The organism is Stutzerimonas kunmingensis (assembly GCF_032106285.1).
GTDB classification, from domain to species: Bacteria; Pseudomonadota; Gammaproteobacteria; order Pseudomonadales; family Pseudomonadaceae; genus Stutzerimonas; species Stutzerimonas kunmingensis_B.
On sequence record NZ_DAMCPO010000011.1, the window covers coordinates 15,967 to 35,169 of the forward strand.

Annotated in this window: 17 protein-coding genes and 1 pseudogene; 6 read left to right on the forward strand and 12 right to left on the reverse strand. The window is 63.1% G+C overall.

Annotated features, from left to right (window positions below; translation table 11 throughout):
* Positions 1-99: 99 nt before the first annotated feature.
* Complete coding sequence (locus tag RT582_RS10630) at positions 100-1,434, reverse strand: imelysin family protein (RefSeq protein ID WP_104096967.1); 1,335 nt, start codon at positions 1,432-1,434, stop codon at positions 100-102.
* A 172-nt stretch (positions 1,435-1,606) separates the two neighbouring features.
* Here RT582_RS10630 and RT582_RS10635 point away from each other — a divergent pair, with 172 nt between their 5' ends.
* Together RT582_RS10635 and RT582_RS10640 are read left to right on the forward strand one after the other, a co-directional pair.
* Positions 1,607-2,179 (forward strand): LemA family protein, encoded by a 573-nt coding sequence (locus RT582_RS10635; RefSeq protein WP_014819382.1) that lies wholly within the window; start codon positions 1,607-1,609, stop codon positions 2,177-2,179.
* A gap of 1 nt (position 2,180) precedes the next feature.
* Positions 2,181-3,074, forward strand: coding sequence for a GIDE domain-containing protein (locus RT582_RS10640; protein ID WP_104096968.1), 894 nt, complete (start codon positions 2,181-2,183; stop codon positions 3,072-3,074).
* Between the two features lie 10 nt (positions 3,075-3,084).
* On the opposite strand, the gene RT582_RS10645 is transcribed toward RT582_RS10640, so the two are convergent.
* The 4 genes from RT582_RS10645 to RT582_RS10660 all read right to left on the reverse strand — a co-directional run bounded on the left by RT582_RS10645 (position 3,085) and on the right by RT582_RS10660 (position 7,836).
* Positions 3,085-3,768, reverse strand: coding sequence for a spermidine synthase (locus RT582_RS10645; RefSeq protein WP_104096969.1), 684 nt, complete (start codon positions 3,766-3,768; stop codon positions 3,085-3,087).
* A gap of 132 nt (positions 3,769-3,900) precedes the next feature.
* Entirely contained in the window at positions 3,901-5,961 is a 2,061-nt protein-coding gene (locus tag RT582_RS10650; RefSeq protein WP_104096970.1) for a putative bifunctional diguanylate cyclase/phosphodiesterase, read from the reverse strand.
* 284 nt (positions 5,962-6,245) lie between these two features.
* On the reverse strand, positions 6,246-6,827 hold the full coding sequence (locus RT582_RS10655; protein WP_003294652.1) for a superoxide dismutase: 582 nt from the start codon (positions 6,825-6,827) through the stop codon (positions 6,246-6,248).
* 400 nt (positions 6,828-7,227) lie between these two features.
* Positions 7,228-7,836, reverse strand: a complete 609-nt coding sequence (locus tag RT582_RS10660) for a LysE/ArgO family amino acid transporter (protein ID WP_014819387.1) — start codon at positions 7,834-7,836, stop codon at positions 7,228-7,230.
* 90 nt (positions 7,837-7,926) lie between these two features.
* Between RT582_RS10660 and RT582_RS10665 the strand changes: the two genes are divergently transcribed.
* Positions 7,927-8,817, forward strand: a complete 891-nt coding sequence (locus RT582_RS10665) for a LysR family transcriptional regulator ArgP (protein WP_014819388.1) — start codon at positions 7,927-7,929, stop codon at positions 8,815-8,817.
* Positions 8,818-8,821: 4 nt separating this feature from the next.
* Here RT582_RS10665 and RT582_RS10670 read toward each other — a convergent pair whose 3' ends face one another.
* Entirely contained in the window at positions 8,822-9,088 is a 267-nt protein-coding gene (locus RT582_RS10670; RefSeq protein WP_023444113.1) for a hypothetical protein, read from the reverse strand.
* A gap of 359 nt (positions 9,089-9,447) precedes the next feature.
* On the opposite strand from RT582_RS10670, the gene RT582_RS10675 reads away from it, so the two are divergent.
* Positions 9,448-10,353 (forward strand): ATPase, encoded by a 906-nt coding sequence (locus RT582_RS10675; protein WP_125862660.1) that lies wholly within the window; start codon positions 9,448-9,450, stop codon positions 10,351-10,353.
* Between the two features lie 55 nt (positions 10,354-10,408).
* Here RT582_RS10675 and RT582_RS10680 read toward each other — a convergent pair whose 3' ends face one another.
* Positions 10,409-12,331, reverse strand: coding sequence for an autotransporter domain-containing protein (locus RT582_RS10680; RefSeq protein ID WP_313477339.1), 1,923 nt, complete (start codon positions 12,329-12,331; stop codon positions 10,409-10,411).
* 340 nt (positions 12,332-12,671) lie between these two features.
* Here RT582_RS10680 and RT582_RS10685 point away from each other — a divergent pair, with 340 nt between their 5' ends.
* Complete coding sequence (locus RT582_RS10685; protein WP_046621008.1) at positions 12,672-13,868, forward strand: GGDEF domain-containing protein; 1,197 nt, start codon at positions 12,672-12,674, stop codon at positions 13,866-13,868.
* A 3-nt stretch (positions 13,869-13,871) separates the two neighbouring features.
* On the opposite strand, the gene pncB is transcribed toward RT582_RS10685, so the two are convergent.
* The 4 genes from pncB to hmpA form a co-directional block, all read right to left on the reverse strand.
* A complete protein-coding gene (pncB, locus tag RT582_RS10690) occupies positions 13,872-15,074 on the reverse strand; it encodes a nicotinate phosphoribosyltransferase (protein WP_014819393.1) in 1,203 nt (400 codons plus the stop codon).
* Between the two features lie 289 nt (positions 15,075-15,363).
* Entirely contained in the window at positions 15,364-15,534 is a 171-nt protein-coding gene (locus RT582_RS10695; protein WP_003299895.1) for a general stress protein, read from the reverse strand.
* 234 nt (positions 15,535-15,768) lie between these two features.
* Positions 15,769-16,002 carry a hypothetical protein gene (locus tag RT582_RS10700; protein ID WP_014819394.1) on the reverse strand — a complete coding sequence of 78 codons (234 nt, stop codon included), beginning with the start codon at positions 16,000-16,002 and terminating at the stop codon, positions 15,769-15,771.
* A 51-nt stretch (positions 16,003-16,053) separates the two neighbouring features.
* Complete coding sequence (gene hmpA, locus RT582_RS10705) at positions 16,054-17,232, reverse strand: NO-inducible flavohemoprotein (RefSeq protein WP_125862662.1); 1,179 nt, start codon at positions 17,230-17,232, stop codon at positions 16,054-16,056.
* Between the two features lie 273 nt (positions 17,233-17,505).
* Between hmpA and RT582_RS10710 the strand changes: the two genes are divergently transcribed.
* The gene (locus RT582_RS10710; RefSeq protein WP_125862663.1) at positions 17,506-17,730 is read left to right on the forward strand and encodes a DUF2188 domain-containing protein; all 225 of its coding nucleotides are present in this window, start codon (positions 17,506-17,508) and stop codon (positions 17,728-17,730) included.
* Positions 17,731-17,765: 35 nt separating this feature from the next.
* Here the strand turns inward: RT582_RS10710 and pyk are convergent.
* Positions 17,766-19,182, reverse strand: a pseudogene (pyk, locus tag RT582_RS10715) (pyruvate kinase).
* Between the last annotated feature and the right edge of the window lie 21 nt (positions 19,183-19,203).

A 19,203-nucleotide genomic window follows, 5' to 3' on the forward strand; every position in this document is an offset into this window, starting at 1 on the left:
GATTTGCATTTGCGTGCGAGGAGCGCGCGCTCTGGGCCAGGCAGGGGAACAGCGAAAAGCCCGACACGGGCGCAACAGCTGCGCCCGTGTCGGCGCTGATCAGAACTCGTGATCGGCGGTGTCAGGGTTGAGGTCGCTGATGCCGAGGGCACCGGCCGCCTGCTCGATCGCGGCGGTCTGCTTGACCAGTGCGCCGATGGCATCGCGTACTTTCTGCTGGCCTTCGGTGTTGTCCGAGGCGATCAGCTGATCGAACGCTTCGCCGTTCTCAGCACTTTCCACCAGAACCTGCAGCTTGGCTTCGGTAGTTTCCAGGTCGGTCTTCAGCGTGCTGTCCACCTCCGGGCTGACGCCCTGAACCAGCGATGCCAGGCTTGGACCGGTCAACGTAGTGCCGTCGACGCGCTTGTACTCGCCGAGATAGACGTTGCGAACGCCACGGGCATTGAAGAAGTGCGAGTTGTGGGTGTTGTCGCTGAAGCAGTCGTGCTCGTCTTCGGTGGAGTTGGCTTCCAGAGCGACTTTCATGCGCTCGCCAGCCAGTTCGCCGAGGGACAGGCTGCCCATGCCGAAGAACATCTTGCGCAGGCCGTTTTCCGCGGTATCGGCTTCGAGGCTGGCGCGGTAGTTCTCGGCATTCGGCTGCCACTGCTCGACCATTTCCTGCAGGTCGCTGACCAGCAGTTCGGTCGCGACTTTCAGGTAGGTACGGCGGCGGTCGCAGTTGTCGCCGGTGCAGCCTTCGCCTTCCACGTAGTCGGTGTAGGGCCGCTCGCCGGCACCTGGGCCTGTGCCATTGAGGTCCTGGCCCCAGAGCAGGAACTCGATCGCGTGGTAGCCAGTGGCGACGTTCGCTTCGGAGCCGGCCAGTTCGTTGAGGCTGGCCAGCAGCTCGGCGTTGATTTCGCTGGTGTCGACCTTGTCTTCGCCAATCTGCAGTTCGCTGTTGGCGATGATATTGGCTGTGGCGCCCGGGTTGCCGAGGGCGTGCTGGTAGTCGCCCTCGATGTAATCGATCAGGCCCTCATCGAGCGGCCAGGCATTGAGCTGACCTTCCCAGTCATCCACCACGGCGTTGCCGAAGCGGAAGACCTCGGTCTGCATGTAGGGAACGCGGGCCGCCAGCCAGGCCTGACGCGCGGCCTGCAGGGTCTCTTCGCTGGGGTTGGCGAGGAGGGCGTCGACCGCTTCCTGCAGTTTCACGCCGGTGGCGTGGGCATCGCTGAATACCGCCAGCGCCAGATCGGCATAGTGGCTGACGACTGCCTTGGCCGCTTTCTCATCGGGCGCCTGCGCCTTTTCGGCTGGCACGCTTTCGGTAGTGCTTTGCGGGGCGGCAGTCTGGTTCGCGGGGGTCTTGTCCTCACCGCAACCGGCGAGTGAGATGGCCACAGCGAGGAGGCTGGCGGTTGCCCAGATGGGGGTGCGTAGCATGTGCGGGTTCCTTTGCGTGCGAGTGAACGAAGCCGAGGGCTGCTCGGAAGCCGTCAATAATGCGAAAGATTTTCATTTTGTGCAAAGCCAATGCGTGCACAGGCTCTCTCTTCCGTTTAGGTGCAGCCGGTAGAATGGCGGCGTTCTGACGGCCTTTGTCCCTGGAGATGCTATGAGCCTGAGCGCTGTGGTTGTGCTGGTTGTGCTGTTTCTCGTCGCCGCTTACGCGGTGATTCTCTACAACGGGCTGGTGCGTCTGAAGCATGGCGTCGGCAAGGCCTGGGCCAATATCGACGTGCTGCTGCGTCAGCGCCATGAAGAGTTGCCCAAGCTAGTGGAGACCTGCCGGCAGTACATGCAGCATGAACGCAATACGCTGGAGCAGGTGATCAGTGCGCGCAATGCCGTGTCCAGCGCGCGGGAGCAGGGCGATGTGAGTGCGCTGGGGCAAGCCGAAACCGGTCTGCGTGCCGGCCTCGGGCGGCTGTTCGCGCTGGCCGAGAACTACCCCGAGCTCAAGGCCAACGAGAGTTTCCGCCATCTGCAGCAGCGCATCAGCGGACTGGAAAGCGGAATCGCCGATCGCCGTGAGCTGTACAACGAGGCGGTCAACCTGAACAACGTGCGCATCGAGCAATTCCCCGATGTACTGCTGGCGCGGACGTTCGGTTTCAAGGAGGCTGCCCTGCTGCAGTTCAGCGAGGCGGAGAAGGCCGACGTCGATCTCAAGGCGCTGTTCGGCTGAAATGCATCCGGGCCAGGTTTTCACACTCATTCTCGCCGCCGCGCTTAGCGTCGGCGGGGCGTGGATCTGCATCGGTCGCTGGTCGCGTGCCCGTCATTTGCTCGATACCCCGACTTCTCGCATTCGCTCGGCAGCCCAGGGGTATGTCGAGCTGGTTGGTGTGCTACGCGAGCTGATGGTGCCGCAACCGATGGCGCCGCTGACCGGCGAGCGCTGCCTGTGGTGGCGCTACCGTATCGAGGAGTACCGTTCCAACGGCAAGCGCAGCAGCTGGAGTGTGGTCGAACGCGGCGTCAGTGAAGCCTGGCTGCGCCTGGCCGATGCCACCGGCGAATGCCTGATCGACCCGCGTGGCGCGGAGGTCCACCCCGCCTTCCGCAAGGTATGGACCGGCGATCTGCGCCACCCGCGTGGTGTCGCTCCGAGTGGCTGGCTCGGCGTGTTCAGCATCGGCAAGCGTTATCGCTACACCGAGGAACGTCTGCACGAGGGTGAACCGCTTTACGCACTCGGTGATTTCCGCACGAGCGGCGGCGGGCGACAGGGCCTCGACCTGCAATCCGCCAAGCGCGACGTGATCCGTCAGTGGAAGGGGGATTTCGCCGGCCTGCTGCAGCGTTTCGACAGCAACGCCGACGGTCAGCTCGACGAGCAGGAGTGGAGTCGCGTACGCCTGGCGGCGCGCCTCGAGGCGGAAGATCGGCATCGCGAGAGCAGCGCCGCGCCGGCATTGCACCAGCTGGGGCAGCCAAGCGAGGCGCTGCCTTTCGTACTGTCCAGCCACGGTGAGGAAGTGCTCACGCAGCGCTTCTACTGGCAGGCCGCCGGTGGTGCACTGATGTGCCTGGCTGGCGCCGTCTGGCTGGCGTCGCAGCTGGGTGTGACGGCCTGGTAAACCAGCCGGCTCAGCGCTTGCGTTTTTCGGCGATCCAGATGGTATGCCGGGTGCCGCGATTGCCGTGGGCGAACACCTGCACTTCTTCGGCCTTGAAGCCGGCCTTGGCGAGCTTGTCGGAAAAGGCGCGGTCGGCGCTGGCCGACCAGACCGCGAGGATGCCGGACGGGCGCAACGCGCGGGCGCAGGCGTTGAGGCCGTCAGCCGAGTACAGCCAATTGTTGCTCTTCTGCGTGAGTCCCTCGGGACCGTTGTCGACGTCCAGCATGATCGCATCGAAGCCCTGGGCTTGATCCCGCAGTAACTCGGCGACGTCCTGGTTCAGCACCCGGGCGCGGGCATCGCGCACCGGATTGCCGGACTTCTCGCCGAGTGCACCGCGGTTCCACTCGATCACCCCTGGCACCAGTTCGGCGACCAGCACCTCGGCGTCCGGCCCGAGATGGCGCAACGCAGAAGCGAGGGTAAAGCCCATCCCCAACCCACCGATCAGCACGCGGGCCTGCGACCGTGCGGCGATCCGTTTGCAGGGAATCTCCGCCAGCGCGTCCTCTGAGCCATGGGTGCGGGTGTTCATCAGCTGATTGCCGTTTCCGCCCTGGATCTTGATGACGAAGTCATCGCCATATTCGAACAGGCACAAGGCGCCGCCAGTGGGAATGGCGGCGGTATCCAGGAGTACGAAGCGTTTCATCGGGGACTCGTTGTAGGCGCGGGCGATAAAAGGCTGGAAGTGTGGCCCATGTGCTCATGACTGGCCAGCGCCAGGGGGCAAGTGCGGGTGGCGATTCGAGGCGGCGATGCGCGCCAGCGGCGCGCTGTCGGGCTAGCGCAGCTCGGAATTGACTGCCCGATCGAATGGTGTCGACTGGCGCAGCAGCAGGTCGAGATCGCGGGCGGGCAGCGGCTTGCTGTAATAGTAGCCCTGGCCTTCCTGGCAACCTTCGGCGATCAGATAGGCTTCCTGCTCCGGTGTTTCGACGCCCTCGGCGATCACCGTCATGCCGAGGCTTTTGCCCAGCTGGATGACCGCGCGCACGATGGTCGCGCCCTCGTCCTGGCCGATGTCCTGGACGAAGCTCTTGTCGATCTTGATCTTGTCCAGCGGCAGGCTCTTGAGATAACTCAGCGAGGAGTAACCGGTACCGAAATCGTCGATCGCGATCAGCGCGCCGGAGCGCCGCAGGCTGTGCAGGTTGTGCGCTGCCGCGTCGATGTCTTCCATCAGCCCCGTCTCGGTCACCTCCAGTTCGAGGGTTTCGGCTGGCAACTGGTGCTTCTGCAGCAGCTCGCCGATCATCTGCGGTAGCTGCGGGTGGCGCAGTTGTACGGTGGAAAGATTCACCGCAACGCGCAGTCCGGTGTAGCCCTCGGCATGCCACTGCCGCAGCTGGCTGCAGGCCTGATCAAGCACCCATTTGCCGATCTCGATGATGCTGCCGTTCTGCTCCGCCAGCGGGATGAACAGATCCGGTGGGACCAGCTTGCCCTGGGGGTGTTTCCAGCGGATCAGTGCCTCGACGCCGGTGATGCGGTTCTGGCGGTAGTCGACCTGGGGCTGGTAGACCAGATGGAACTCGTTGCGCTTGAGCGCTTCGCTGAGATCCTTTTCCAGCTCCCGACGGGCGCGCATCTCGCTATCGATGCTGGCGACATAGAACTGGTAGCGGTTGCGCGAGCGGCTCTTTGCCAGCGTCATGGTCTGCTCGGCCTTTTGCAGCAGCTTTTCGGTATTGTCGCCATCTTCTGGGTACAGCGTGATGCCGATGGTGGCGCGCAACCGAATCGGGTCGCCGTCGAGCTCGATCGGGGTTTCCAGATCGTCCAGCAGCGCCTGGGCCAACTCGGCGGCATCGTAGGGCTGCTCGATGCCGCTGAGTACGAGGACGAACTGATCGCCGCCCAGTCGTGCCAGCGCACCGAGACGGCCAGCGGAGCCGCGCAGGCGGTCTGCCAGGGCCTTGAGCAGGCAGTCGCCGGCCTGATAGCTGTACTGCTCGTTTACACCCTTGAAGTCGTCAAGCCCCAGACAAAGCACTGCGACGCGCCGCTGCATGCGTCGAGCCTCGTCGAGAATGTGGTCGAGCTGACTTTGCAGCTGCTGCCGGTTCGGCAGACCGGTCAGGGAGTCGTACTGGGTCATGCGATACAGGCTGCTTTCAGCCTCCTGACGCAGGTGCATGTTGTGCTCGATAGAGGCGAGCAAGCCGTTGGCCGTTTCCACCCACAGGCCTAGCTCGTTGCGCTCATGCCCACGGATCATCGGCAACTTGTGCTCGCCGGGCCGGTCGGGGTTGATCCGCGCCAGATGCTCGATGAGCTTGGTCAACGGACGGGTCAGCAGCCACTGGTAGATCAGGAAGAGCACGAAGCCCAGCGTCAGCGCACGCAGGATGCCGACGATGAAGATCACGATGGAGTCGTTGATGAATTCCTGGCCGTATTTGGCGGTGTCCAGGGTTATGCGCAGCTCGCCGTAATATTCGTTGTAAGGCGGTTTGCCGATCAGCGGAATCGAGAACTGTCGGTCGCGGTGGAGAATCGGATCGGTCAGCCAGCGTGTCGGCAGGTCGATAGGTGGTCTGATCTTCAGCGCCAGCATGCCTTCGTCCGGATGGCCGATGGATGCCATGCGAATCGATTCGTGCTGGAAGAGCCCCTCCATAACCTGGGCGCCCATCTCGCGGTCGAGGCTGTAGATCGCCTGAGTGGATGGGTCGCGGGTCATGCGCAGGATGCGTTGGGCATCGGCTTCGATCAACTGGCGTGTCTTGTAGGCACCGAAGATGATCTGTGCGCAGCTGAGCACCAGCCCTACCGCAAGCGCCGATAGCAGGACTACACGCAGGAGCTTACGCGACAGGCTATTGCGCATTTCCAGCTTCAAATGAAGGTCCTTTTCCGTGCCGACGCTCGGTTGCGGAAGTATTGTTAGTCATTCGGCAATCGTCAAAGGCAATTAAACCAGTAAGTCAGCAAGCTCCGACTGTGCCGGCAGTACGTCTTAGGATGCAAGCCCAAAGGCGTAATCCTAAGGAAACATTGCGCGTCGATTACCGATACCGTAAGGCGACTTTTTTCCGGGCTGCAAATGTATAGCGGCAGGCGACACCGAACCCTTAAATGAAAATGCCCGCAACAAGTGCGGGCATTTCGTTAGCGCTGGGTGGCTCAGCCGGCGAAGTTCTTCGCGACGAAGTCCCAGTTGACCAGGTTCCAGAATGCTTCGACGAACTTCGGACGAGCGTTGCGGTAGTCGATGTAGTAGGCGTGTTCCCAGACGTCACAGGTCAGCAGTGGCTTGTCACCTGCAGTCATCGGGTTGCCGGCACCGATGGTGCTTGCCAGGCCGAGGCTGCCGTCGGACTTCTTCACCAGCCAGGCCCAGCCGGAGCCGAAGGTGCCGATGGCGGTCTTGGTGAACTCTTCCTTGAACTTGTCGAACGAGCCGAAGGATGCGTTGATGGCATCGGCCAGCGCGCCAGTCGGCTGACCACCGGCGTTCGGCGCCAGGCAGTTCCAGAAGAAGGTGTGGTTCCAGACCTGAGCGGCATTGTTGAAGATGCCACCGGAAGAGGTCTTGATGATGCTTTCCAGATCCTTGCCTTCGAACTCGGTGCCCGGGATCAGGTTGTTCAGATTGGTCACGTAAGCAGCGTGGTGCTTGTCGTGGTGAAACTCGAGCGTCTCGGCGGACATGTGCGGCTCGAGAGCGTTCTTTTCGTACGGCAGCGGCGGCAATTCGAAAGCCATGATGTATCTCCTACTCAGGTGTCGAGGGTTGATGCGGCCAGCTGGAAGGAGCGTGCGAGGCGTGCCGGCGATACCGGTGAGCAGGAGCGAATGTGCGTCCCACCCTGACCTCTGTCGTTCCCTTCGCTCGCTACATGCTTGCGCAATCTCTGGCCGTTCACGGTCGGCCGAACAGACAGACTGAAGCCTTCCGCTCCATGTCTGCGAGCCAGCGATCATAGCACCCGACCTGCGGCAAAACCACGCGGCAACTGTATGGAATATAGGTTCCAGAGGGGTTGGCGAGGCGAAGCAGCGGATGCAAACAACTGGCTGCGCCTTGCGTGGACCGCGCCGTCGGGCCGGGCGTTCCTTGCGACCTGCAAAAATGGCGCGCGGCCGGTTGTCGTGCGCCAGGGCGTCAGCTGGCGAATGCGAGCTGTGCGGCAATCGCGAACATCATGGCGGCGACGCCGAGGTCGATCAGACGCCAAGTCAGCGGGCGGGCCAGCCAGGGTGCAAGCCAGGCGCCACCGAGCGCAAGGGTCATGAACCACAGTGTCGATGCACTGGCAGCGCCCAGTGTGTAGGCGCCTGGCTCGGGCTGCTGTGCGCCGAGTGAGCCGATCAGTACCACTGTATCGAGATAGACGTGCGGATTGAGCAACGTCACCGCCAGCGCGGCCAACAGCACCGCCCGCAGCGGTCGCGGCTGCGCATCAGCGCTGCGCAGGCTCTGTGGCTTGAACGCGCGACGCAGCGCCAGGGTGCCGTACCAGAGCAGGAACGCAACGCCGCCCCAGCGCGTGATCTCCAGCAGTAGCGGGTTGTCCGCCAGCACCGCTGCCAGTCCGAATACACCGACGCTGACCAACAGTACGTCACAGAGGATGCATAGCGCCGCTACTGGCAGATGGTGCTCCCGGCGCAGGCTTTGCGCGAGCACGAACGCATTCTGCGCGCCGATCGCCATGATCAGCCCCGCCGCGACCAGAAGGCCGTTGATATAGCTTTGCCAGATTGCATTCATGCCGCACGCCTCGTCCGATTTACTGGCGAGTCTGGGCAGTGGAGCGTTATAAGAGAAACAAGTTCTCTTCAGGGTGCATTAGGAATACTGATGTTCGATTACAAATTACTCGCGGCGCTTGCGGCAGTTGTCGAGCAGGCGGGTTTCGAACGAGCCGCGCAGGCGTTGGGGCTTTCGCAATCGGCCATATCCCAGCGGATCAAATTACTCGAGGCGCGCGTCGGCCAGCCGGTGCTGCTGCGCGATACGCCGCCCCGGCCGACCGAGCTGGGTCAACGATTGCTCAACCATGTGCAGCAGGTGCGCTTGCTCGAGCGGGACCTGCAAGGGCAGGTCCCGGCGCTGGACGAAAATCGCCTGCCCGAGCGATTGCGTATTGCCCTGAATGCCGACAGCCTGGCGACCTGGTGGGCCGGCGCGGTGGCGTCGTTCTGCGCCGAGCATCGGGTGCTGCTCGATCATGTGGTGGAAGACCAGGCGGTCGGGCTCAAGCGCATGCGCGCTGGCGAGGTCGCAGCCTGCGTGTGCGCGGCGGAACGGCCGCTGGCAGGCGCGCGCAGTCAGTTTCTTGGTGCGATGCGCTATCGCGCGCTGGCCAGTCCGGTCTTTGTCAGTCGGCATTTCCAGCGACCGGCAGCCGCTGCGGATCTGGCTCGGGTGCCTGCCGTGGTCTTCGGCCCGGATGACCAGCTGCAACACCGCTACATGGCGGCAGTCGGCGGGGGAGAGGCGTTCGTCCATCACCTCTGCCCGTCGTCCGAAGGTTTCGTACGCCTGCTGCAGAGCGGGCTTGGCTGGGGGTTGGTGCCGGAGTTACAGGTGCGCGGCGAACTTGCGCGCGGCGAATTGGTCGATGTGCTGTCCGGACCGCCGATCGACGTGCCTTTGTATTGGCATCACTGGCGTAATGGCGGGCAATTGCTCGACGAGCTGACCCGGCATCTGGTGCGTTGCGCCAGCGACTGGTTACTGGTTGATTGAGCGCTCAGGCGAGTACGCGCTGGCCTCGGTAAATGCGTACCGTGGCGCCGCTGCTGGCCGCGCGTGGTGGAGGTGGTGCCGGCAACCGATCACTGAACGCGGCGAGCTGGCGTCCGAGTTCGCGGGTCAGCTCATCGTTGGAGTTCATGCACCCGGCAAGCATTGCCGTAACCGCATCCGGTTGGTCGAGATGGATGTCGAGTTGCTGCTCATCGCGAAGTCTGCGTCGCAGGCTGCGCATGCAGTCGATAACCGCCTTGTTCAGCTCCATGCTGTGTTCCTCGTGAATTGCCCTAAGGCCCAACATCCCTGTCGGAAGTGTCTATCCGCTGGCAAGAGAGACAGAGCAAGTGGCGTACCAATTTCCGGTGTTGCTGCGCGGTTTTTGCATCTGGCAGGCGAAGCGCCCGGCTGGCGAGGCCTGCAGACTGCCCGTAGGCGATGGTCACCGCTGTGGTGCCTGTTCGCGGGGCTGCCGAGCGCGCCATTCGATGCACCGTGATGCGTATCACAAGCGGCGCACTGCTCTACCACGGTGCATCTGCTCCACCGGCGCGCCGTCACTGATGGGCACGCCCTGAATCGTTATACTGCGCGCTGTATTTCGCACCGCGCCATTGAAGGTACCCCATGCGCAACGATGCTCACGACGAACTGGACAACATTCCCAGCCTGACCGCAGGCCGTGACCGCGTGGAGCCCTATCCGGCGCCGGATCTCGAGCCGATCCGCAGAACCGCCGATGAGCCTGTGGATGACGGGCGCTCCCGCCAGAAACGTCGCCCTGCAAGCACTGCTGGCAAGGTGAGCACGGCGCCGCTGTGGGTCATGGTGCTGGCCTTGCTCCTCAGCCTTGGCGCTCTCGGGTGGTGGAGTTATCAGAAGATCGCCATGCTGGAAATGCAGCTGGTCGCCACCCAGGAAAGCTTCGCGCGTATCAGTGAGGATGCGGCGGGACGACTGCAGGACATCAGCGGGAAAGTCGTTGCGACCGAGTCCAATGTGACTACGGAAAGCGAGGCGGTGAAACTGCGCATCAAGCAGCTTGAGCAACAGGCCATCGATCTTGACCGCAAGCAGCAGGCCTTTGCTACCGAACAGCAGAGTCTGACTGGCAAACAGGGCAATCAGGATCGGCGCATGGACGAGCAGGGCAAGCGCCTCGAGCAGTTGGGTGCCGACCTGCAGGCTCAGCAGGGGAGTACTGCGACACTGGCAGAGAGCGTCAAGGCGTTGAGCAGCGAGCAGGCGTCACTCAAAACGACCCTGGACGAGCAGGGCAAGCTGGCCGGACGGGTCGACAGCCTGAGCAAGGACATCGCGGCGCTGAAGCAGGGCGGTAACCAGAGTCAGGCGATCAGCCGGCTGGAGCAGGACATCCTGGTGCTGCGCAGTGAGCTGGACAATCGGCCGGCGCCCGCGCCAAACGCGATCAACACCGCCGAGTTCGACTCCTTCCGGGCTCAGGTCACCCGCACCATCAATTCCATGCAGGGGCAGATCGCCAATCTGCAAGGTCAGCTCGACGGACGTTAACCGCGTAAGAGCCGCCGCGCGTATTCGCGACGGCGGCCTTTGCGCCCTTCGAGCCTTACAGGTCCCAGGCCAGTGACAGCCCCACTCCGTGGTCGCGGTTATCGTTGCCGCGGTAATGGTAGTTGGCGCGCAGCGCCAGACCGGGCGTCAGGCGGTGCGTCAGGCCCACGCTGAAGCGCGTCTGGTCGCCGGTCGGTACCGCGCCCGGCAGTTCGAAGCTGTTGCCCGACACACTGTTCAGCGACATGCGCAGGTCACGCCGATCCTCGTCCTCGCGCTCCACCTCCCGCGCCACCTCGCCGAATAGCCGCGTGCGTTCGCTCAGCGCATAGTCGCCGAACAGGCCGAGTGAGAGGCGCAGCGAATCCAACTCCTGATCGTCATAGCTCAATGCAGTGGAGCGCTCGCCCTGCTCGCTGTAACCGTCGACTTCGACCTTCTGATAGCTGGCACCGACGAATGGGCCGAACTGGAGTTGATCGCCTGGCTGCATCAGGTTGAAGCCAGCCTTCGCCGCTGCGCCCCATAGCGTGCCTTCGGTGTCACCCTTTTCCGTGCGCTCGCTGATGCCAAGGGCGAACGTACGCTTGAGGTCGTGGTAGTCCAGATACCCGGCGCTGAGGCTGAAGTCGGCGAACAGACGCTGGTGTTCGTAACGGGCGAAGGCCGTGGCCAGGTAGCTGCGCATGTCGTACTCGGAGTCGTTTCTGCCCAGTTCCAGCGAGTTTTCCGCCAGGCCCAGGCTGACGCCGGCCAGCCACGTCTCACTCAAACGCTGGGTAACACCAAGCGACAGGCTCAGACCGCTACCGTCACCGCCACCGTAACCGTCGTACTCAGGCCGGTTGTAACCACCCTGGACGAAGGTGCGCCAGGCGCCGACCGCCTGCCAGTCGCCGCGCCGCGCAGACAGTTCGTTGTCCAGTTGCTGCAGGTGAGCGCGCAGTGCCGAGCGGCCCATTTCCGGTAGCAGGGATACTTCCCAGGGCGCGGAAATGATCGAGTACAGGTAGTCGGCGCTGATCTGATGAACAGCGGTGGTTGGATGGACGGCGTCGTTGAACAGCAGGCGGCTAGGATCAGGTGCTGTGCCGCCGAGGCTGTAGGTCGGATCCGGCTGGCAAGGCGACGTTGACGATGAAGGGTCGAAGCATACTGCCGTCTGCGCCACGTTCGGGTCGAAGCCAAAGGCGGCCAGGTCTGCACGTACCTCGGCCAGCAATAGCCGGTTGTTGACCAGCACATAGTTGCCACCCTGGGCTTGCAGCTGTTCTGCCAGCGCTGCGTTGAACTGGTCGCTCAGAAAGTTGAGTGTGGCAGCTCCGCCCGGACCAGCGGTGGCACCTAGTGGCGTGATGCCGACGTCCGGCAGATCGGAGACGATGATGTAGCGCGCGCCCGCGGCCTGTAGTGCAGCGACGCCAGCCAACAGATTGCCGGCGGCGTCAGCCATCGTGACCGGGTTGGTGCCGAGCTGGAAGATGTCGTTACCGCCGCCGTTCAGGTAGTAGAGAGCATTGCTGTCGACGCGCGGGTTCTCGACCAGATAGCCGGGCCGGGTCCGGGTAGAGCCGCCCGCGGAAACGGTCGAGTCGAGGGTGATCGAATCGAGAATCTGGTCGGTGCGGTAACCGCCGACGGCATAGTTGGTGCCGTCCGGATTGCCTGTAAGGACTGCCGGTAACAGCGGCGTGGAGGGTAACGATTGAAGGCCCAGCATGCTCGCCAGGCGTTGCGTGCCGACCTCGCCGATATATTCGCCGGCACCGTAGGTAGGGCCGGTGCGGTTGGTGAAGCGCAAGCCTCCGGTAGGGTTGCCCCCGAGTGTCGGGCTTTGCAGGTCGGGAAAGTTGCCAGCATCGCTCAGCGAGTCGCCGAACACGACGAACTGACTGAACGGGCCGTCATCGGCGATGGCCGCGTCTGTCGCGCAGGTGAGTAGAACGGCTGCCGCAAGCGGTTTGAGGGCGCTCTGCACGGGTAACTCCTTATTGTTCTTTTTGTATGGATGCATCGCTCGCACATGCGCGGGCGATCCGGCCACGCTATTGGGAGCCGCCAGCGGGTATAAGCGCCCGAAAGGGCGATTTTTCCGAACGGTAGATCGTTCTTAGGAGTTAATTGCAGCTTTGATTTCATTGTCCTGGCTCAAGGGTTTTTGATGGCCAACTGATACCATTCGCCGCGCTTGCGCTTCTGTGGACGTCCAATGCGCCGCCGAACGGTGATGCGTTGAGACGGATATTGAAAAGCAGCGAGCGGCAACCGGAGCCGTCCGCTGTGTAAAGAACCTTCCCTGCCTGGGAGCACAATAATAAATGCCATCGATTCTCGACCTGCTGCGCAGTCGCCTGAGCTCGTTGCTGCCCAGCGAGCTCAAGCCCAGTGAGCTTCGCCATCTGCTGAGCCCGCGACGCCATCCACTGCTGCTCTGCCAGCGCCGCGCGACCCTGATCGTCAACCGCGTTCGCCTGTTCGCCTTCCTGTTCGCAGTGCTCACCCCGCTGTGGAGTCTGATCGATCTGATGGTGTTCGAGCCCAAGCTGTGGGCGGCGCTGGCCGGTTTTCGGATGATGGCGTGCCTGGCGTTCACCTGCCTGCTGCTGTTCTACCGTCCAAGCGGCAATCTGCTCGATGCCTATCGGGCGATCGCGATCCTGTTCGCCATTCCGACCATCTTCTATATCGCCTCGCACACCTTGCTCGGGAGTTACCAACTGGCGCAGTTCTCCGCGGTGGTCGGCGCCGGTTACGCCTTTCTGCCGTTCGTGCTGATGGCCGGGCTGACCATTTTCCCGCTGACCCTGGTGGAGAATCTGGTGCTGTCCAGCCTGTTGCTGCTGGCGCAGGCGCTGGCCGGCTATCTCAGCTGGGCGACGCTGAACTGGCCGTCGTTCGCCGGTGCCTTCTGGCTGCTGATCCTGATCGCCGGCGTCGCCAGCCTGGCCAGCATGAGCCAGCTGGCGTTCATGTTCGCGCTGGTGCGCCAGGCCATCCGCGACCCGCTCACCGGGGTCTTCTCTCGCGGCAGCGGCGAGGAGATCCTTCGGCTGCAGTGGGACAGCGCACAGCGCAAGGATGGTCCGCTGGCGCTGGCATTCATCGACCTTGACCACTTCAAGTCGATCAACGACAACCATGGCCACGAATCCGGCGATCAGGTCCTGCGCGAGGCGGCCAGGCGTCTGGTTGCGACGCTGCGAGGCTCCGACAGCCTGCTGCGCTGGGGCGGCGAAGAGTTCCTGCTGATCATGCCGGAGACCGACATGCAGCAGGCGCACATGGCGCTCGAGCGCATCGTTGGCCAGGGCCTCGGCGTGCGGCCGGACGGTGCGCCGCTGACGGCGAGTATCGGGTTGGCCGAGCGCCGTTGCGATCAGGTGGCGGACTACCGGGATCTGCTGGAGCTGGCGGATAAGCGCATGTACTACGCCAAGGCGAGCGGGCGTAATCGCCTCTGCGCTATGGAACCGGAGGCTGTGCAGCCGCCGCAGGCATTTGCCGTGGGTGGCTAGCCGTCAGCCATTGGCCAGGCCGAAGACGTGCCGCATGTAGCTGACGAATGCCTCGTCGCGGCACATGGTCTTGCCCGGTGAGTCGGAGATCTTCGCCACTGGCTGACCATTGCAGGCGGTCATCTTGATGACCATGTTGGTCGGCTCCACGCCCGGGATGTCGCAGGTCAGTCCGGTGCCGATGCCGAAACTCGGATTGCTGCGCCCGATCAACGCGCGATGGAGTTCCAGCGCTCTGGCCAGGTCTAGGCCATCGGAGAAGATCAGCTGGCGGGTTTTCGGATCGATACCCAGGCGCTGGTAATGCGCGATGGCCTTCTCTGCCCACAGCAGAGGGTCGCCAGAGTCATGACGCAGGCCGTCGAACAGCTTGGCGAAGTACAGATCGAAATCGCGCAGGAAAGCATCCATGGTGATGCAGTCGGTGAGCGCGATGCCCAATGCCCCACGATATTCGCGAACCCAGCAGTCCAGCGCCGCAACCTGGCTGTCGATCAGCCGCGGGCCGAGTTGCTGGTGCGCCATGATCCACTCATGGGCCATGGTGCCCATCGGCTTCACATTCCGCGTGCGTGCCAGATGCACATTGCTGGTGCCGGCGAACCGGCCGGGAAAATCGCATTGCAGTCGGTCCACCACCATCGCCTGCACGGCAAAGGAGAAACGACGGCGTGTGCCGAAATCCGCCAGGGTGAAGCTGGCCAGTTCGTCGCTGCTGGCCTGGCTGCGTAGCCAGTGCAGCTTCTCATCCAGCCGGTCGCGCGCCTGGCCCAGCGTCACCGCCGGGTAGCGCGCGCGGTTGCGCACCTCGCTGACGATGGCGAGCAGCGGCACTTCGAACAGGATCACATGGAGCCAGGGGCCGCGCAGGTGCATCACCAGCTCGCCGTCCTCGATGCTCACCTGCAGATAACGCAGATCGAAACGGAACAAACCGAGGAAGCGGATGAAGTCGGGCTGCATGTAGGGGATGCGCTCGAGGTAGGCCAGCTCCTCGGTTGTCATCTGCAGCTCGGCAAGCGCCTCGATCTGCTGGCGGATCTCGTCGAGGTAGGGCGTCAGGTCCTCACCGGAGCGGCTGCGGAATGCCCACTCCACCTCCGCGTTCGGATAGTGATGCAGCACCGCCTGCATCATGGTGAGCTTGTAGAAATCGGTATCCAGCAGGCTCTGGACGATTCGTTCGGAAAAGGCGCTGCTGTTCATCGACCGCTCCAGCTTGAAATGCCTGTCGATGATATCGACAAACGGCAAGGGATGCAGGTCATCGTTATAAGTTAGGAGTGAATAAAATAACGGCAGATATCAGCTTCTGCCTGGCCGTCACTTTGCGCAAGCGGGTTATAAATATAATTCTGCCGGCTATATATCGATCGGATAGCAATATCGCATTACTTTGCAATTTCGTTTTTTGAATATTCGCTTAACGGATTGAATGAAGAAATGAAGAAGGGCAGGGCCGTACGGCGCCTGCCCTTCTTCATTTCGTCAGCTTTTAGCTGCTGCGGCCACCGCCGTGGCTGTTCTGGCCACCCTTGCGGCCGGCCTCGGAGGCCTTCTCGCGGTCGTTGGCGAAGTTGCCGCCGCTGTTGTGACCACCCTTGCGGCCGGCCTCGGAAGCTTTCTCTCGATCGTTGGCGAAGTTGCCAGGATTACTATTTGCCATGTGTTTTTCTCCTCAATTGGATAGACACGTTCACAAACGGCTGAAAGAGAGAGATCGATCAGCCTCACTGTGTCAGAGGAAGACTTCAGACAAGAGTTTCGGTGAATTCAAAAGTGTAGACGAATGGTTTTCCCCATGTTGCGTATGACTATGGCGGACTGAAATTACAGGCGAAGCGGCAAAGTTGCAGGAACGAATTATGATTATCCGAGCGCGGACTTATCCAGCCTCGCCTCAGGCCGCAAGTTTCGTCTTGCGCTCGGCCAGAAGGCGCATCACGTAGCCGATCTTCAGCGCCGTGGGGCCGAGGATGACCAGCGCATGGGCCGCGATGATGCTGCCCATCGCCAGATGTCGATCGAACAGGTAGGCGCCGCTGATGCCCAGCAGCAGGAGCAGTATGCCTGCGACCATCAGCGCATTTGCGGCGCCCATCAGGCGTTGTGGAGAAGCTGAGTGATAAAGCATGACTGAATCTCCTTCGGGGAGAGGCTCGCGCCGGGCGAGCCTCCGAATGGATCAATCGAGTGCCGAAGCGGGTCCGAAGAACTCGTAGCGGGTTTGCTGTTCCGGCACACCGAGTGACTTCAGCTGGCGGCGGACGGCAGCCATGAAGGGTTTCGGCCCGAGGAAATAGGCGTCTACGTCGCGGTCTTCCGGTAGCCACCTGCCAAGCTGTTGCTCGGTCAGGCGGCCAACGGCATCCGGCGCGGCATCTGCGCCGTCGTGCTCCTCATAGCAGTAGAAACGCTTGAGCTGGGCGTGACGCTCGGCCAGCGCGTCCACGCTGCGGCGGAACGCATGCACGCCGGCATTGCGCGCGCAGTGGATGAAGTGCACCGGTCGTGCGCTGGCCAGAGCCTGTTCCAGCATCGCCAGGGTAGGCGTGATACCGACGCCGCCGCTGATCAGCACCAGGGGCTTGTCGCCCGGTTCGAGGGTGAACTCGCCAGCCGGCGCGAACAGCTCCAGCACGGCACCTTCGGGCATGGCATGCAGCGCGTTCGAGGCGACGCCGCCGGGCTCGCGCTTGACGCTGATGCGGTATTCGCTGCCATTGCTGGCGGCGGACAGCGAGTAGTTGCGGCGCACCTCCTGGCCGTCGACCTCCAGGCGCAGGCCGATGTACTGGCCGGGCAGAAAGTCCATCAACGCGCCGCCATCTTCCGGCTGCAGGTGAAAGGAGGTGATCTCTGCGCTTTCGACGGTCTTGCGCGCAATGCGAAAACGCCGCGCCCCCCGCCAGCCACCATCCGCGTCGGCCTTGATCTGGTAGAGATTCTCCTCCTGACCGATAAGGATGTTGGCGAGTTGCTGGTAGGCGGCGCCCCAGGCGTCGATCACGGCGTCGGTAGCGATCTCGTCGCCGAGCACTTCGCGGATCGCCCGCAGCAGGCAGGAGCCAACCAGCGGGTAATGCTCGGGCAGCACCTGCAGCGCGACATGCTTATTGATGATCTGAGCGACCAGCGGACCGAGGGCGTCGAGCCGGTCGATGTGTTTGGCATACATCAGCACGCCGTTGGCCAGTGCACGCGGCTGTTCACCGCTGGCCTGGTGGGCCTGATTGAACAGCGGGCGCACTTCGGGATGTTCACTGAGCAGCAGGTTGTAGAAATGGGTGGTCAAGGCCTCGCCGCCGCTTTCCAGCAGCGGCACGGTGGCTTTGATAAGGGCAGTCTGTTCAGCGCAAAGCATTGCTAACTCCTCTGATGGGAAAGTCGTCCTGTATTCGCGGGGCGAACACGAAACGTTCTGCCATAGAGGCTTTCAACAATCGTTCCAGGTCGAAAATTGACTTGAATCAAGGTTTGCAGGATGTGCGAGGTAAAAAGAACCTTGGCTTTCCATGGTGATATGGACCTTAAAGGGTCGAAATCACCTTGGCGGTGACGATCGAACCTCGCCCGCTGGCAGCTTTCTTACCAGGGGCAATCCGCGATATTTCATTCAACAGCAGGAGAGAAGGCCATGGAGATCTACCACATCACCCACGAAGATGACCGCTGGGTGCTACGCGAAGAAGGCGATCAGCGCGCGTTGCTCGAAGCCGGGAATCGACAGGACATTCTCGATGAGACGCGCGACTACATGAAGCTGCGTACTGCGCTGGTGAACGTCCACGGCGACGACGGCAGCATCGAGGAGGAGCATCGCTACCCTCAGGAGCTGAACCCGCTGGAGACCAAGGGCTGACCGCTTGGCCATTGTGCGCTGGGTGGGCTGCCAACCTAGTCGAGGACTTCGATACGCAGCGTGTTGGTGGTGCCAGGTTGGCCGAGCGGCACGCCGGCGGTGATCAGCACCGTGTCGCCGCTTTCGGCCATGCCCTGCGCCTGTGCCAGCTCGACGGCGTGGCTGCTGACCTGCTCCATGTCGCGCATCGGCGCATCCACCACCGAATACACGCCCCAGGCCACCGTCAGCTTGCGTGCGGTGGCGGTGCTCGGCGTCAGGCTGAGGATCGGCGTGGCCGGCCGCTCGCGCGAGGCGCGCAGGCTGGAACGGCCGGACTCGGTGTAGTTGACCAGCACCGCCACCGGCAGGATGCCGCTGATGCGGCGGATCGCGCAGCTGATGGCATCCGGCAGCGTCGCCTCGGCGTTGGGTCGGTGCACGTCGAGCTGCGCCTGGAAGTCCGGACCGCTTTCCACCTGGCGGATGATCTTGCTCATCATGCTTACCGCTTCCAGCGGGTAGTCGCCGGAGGCGGTTTCCGCCGACAGCATCACCGCATCGGCGCCTTCGGCCACCGCGTTGGCCACGTCGGTGACCTCGGCGCGGGTCGGGGCCGGCGCGAAGCGCATGGATTCGAGCATCTGCGTCGCCACTACCACCGGGCGGCCGAGCTGGCGGCAGATGCGCACGATGTCCTTCTGGATGCGCGGCACGTTCTCCGGCGGCACCTCCACGCCCAGGTCGCCGCGCGCCACCATGATCGCGTCGGACAGCCGGGCGATCTCGCGCAGGTGCTGCACCGCCGAGGGCTTCTCGATCTTCGCCATGAGGAAGGCCCGCTCGCCGATCAGCTTGCGCGCCTCCTGGATGTCCTGCGGGCGTTGCACGAACGACAGCGCCACCCAATCCACGCCCAGCTCGAGGCCGAAGGTCAGGTCCTGGCGGTCCTTCGCCGTCAGCGGCGAGAGCTCCAGCACCGCCTCCGGCACGTTCACGCCCTTGCGGTCGGACAGCTCGCCACCGGCCACCACGCGGGTCTCGATGGCGTCGGCATGGCGCTCGGTGACTGTCAGGCGCAGACGGCCATCATCGATCAGCAGCTGCATGCCCGGCTCCAGCGCGGCGATGATCTCCGGATGCGGCAGATTCACGCGGCGGCTGTCGCCCGGTGTCGGGTCCAGATCCAGGCGAAAGGCCTGGTCGCGCTCCAGGCGGACCTTGCCTTCGGCAAAGCGGCCGACCCTGAGTTTGGGCCCCTGCAGGTCCATGAGGATGCCGATCGGCTGGTTCAGCTCGCGTTCGACCTGGCGAATCCAGGCGAAGCGCTCGGCGTGGTCGGCGTGCTCGCCATGGCTGAAGTTCAGGCGGAACAGGTTGACCCCCTGCCGCGACCAGCGCCCGTACATCATCGATGCTGCGGGTGGTGGGGCCGAGGGTGGCAAGTATCTTGACCTTCTTGTCGGGTTTCATGGCGGGCTCGCTGGCAGGTGA

Coding starts and splice junctions, on each gene's coding strand:
- RT582_RS10640 (WP_104096968.1), top strand. CDS start 2,181: ATGCATCCGGGCCAGGTTTTCACACTCATTCTCGCCGCCGCGCTTAGC.
- RT582_RS10645 (WP_104096969.1), bottom strand. CDS start 3,768: ATGAAACGCTTCGTACTCCTGGATACCGCCGCCATTCCCACTGGCGGC.
- pncB (WP_014819393.1), bottom strand. CDS start 15,074: ATGAACAGCAGCGCCTTTTCCGAACGAATCGTCCAGAGCCTGCTGGAT.
- RT582_RS10655 (WP_003294652.1), bottom strand. CDS start 6,827: ATGGCTTTCGAATTGCCGCCGCTGCCGTACGAAAAGAACGCTCTCGAG.
- RT582_RS10660 (WP_014819387.1), bottom strand. CDS start 7,836: ATGAATGCAATCTGGCAAAGCTATATCAACGGCCTTCTGGTCGCGGCG.
- RT582_RS10695 (WP_003299895.1), bottom strand. CDS start 15,534: ATGGCAAATAGTAATCCTGGCAACTTCGCCAACGATCGAGAGAAAGCT.
- RT582_RS10635 (WP_014819382.1), top strand. CDS start 1,607: ATGAGCCTGAGCGCTGTGGTTGTGCTGGTTGTGCTGTTTCTCGTCGCC.
- RT582_RS10710 (WP_125862663.1), top strand. CDS start 17,506: ATGGAGATCTACCACATCACCCACGAAGATGACCGCTGGGTGCTACGC.
- RT582_RS10675 (WP_125862660.1), top strand. CDS start 9,448: ATGCGCAACGATGCTCACGACGAACTGGACAACATTCCCAGCCTGACC.
- RT582_RS10630 (WP_104096967.1), bottom strand. CDS start 1,434: ATGCTACGCACCCCCATCTGGGCAACCGCCAGCCTCCTCGCTGTGGCC.
- hmpA (WP_125862662.1), bottom strand. CDS start 17,232: ATGCTTTGCGCTGAACAGACTGCCCTTATCAAAGCCACCGTGCCGCTG.
- RT582_RS10685 (WP_046621008.1), top strand. CDS start 12,672: ATGCCATCGATTCTCGACCTGCTGCGCAGTCGCCTGAGCTCGTTGCTG.
- RT582_RS10670 (WP_023444113.1), bottom strand. CDS start 9,088: ATGGAGCTGAACAAGGCGGTTATCGACTGCATGCGCAGCCTGCGACGC.
- RT582_RS10700 (WP_014819394.1), bottom strand. CDS start 16,002: ATGCTTTATCACTCAGCTTCTCCACAACGCCTGATGGGCGCCGCAAAT.
- RT582_RS10665 (WP_014819388.1), top strand. CDS start 7,927: ATGTTCGATTACAAATTACTCGCGGCGCTTGCGGCAGTTGTCGAGCAG.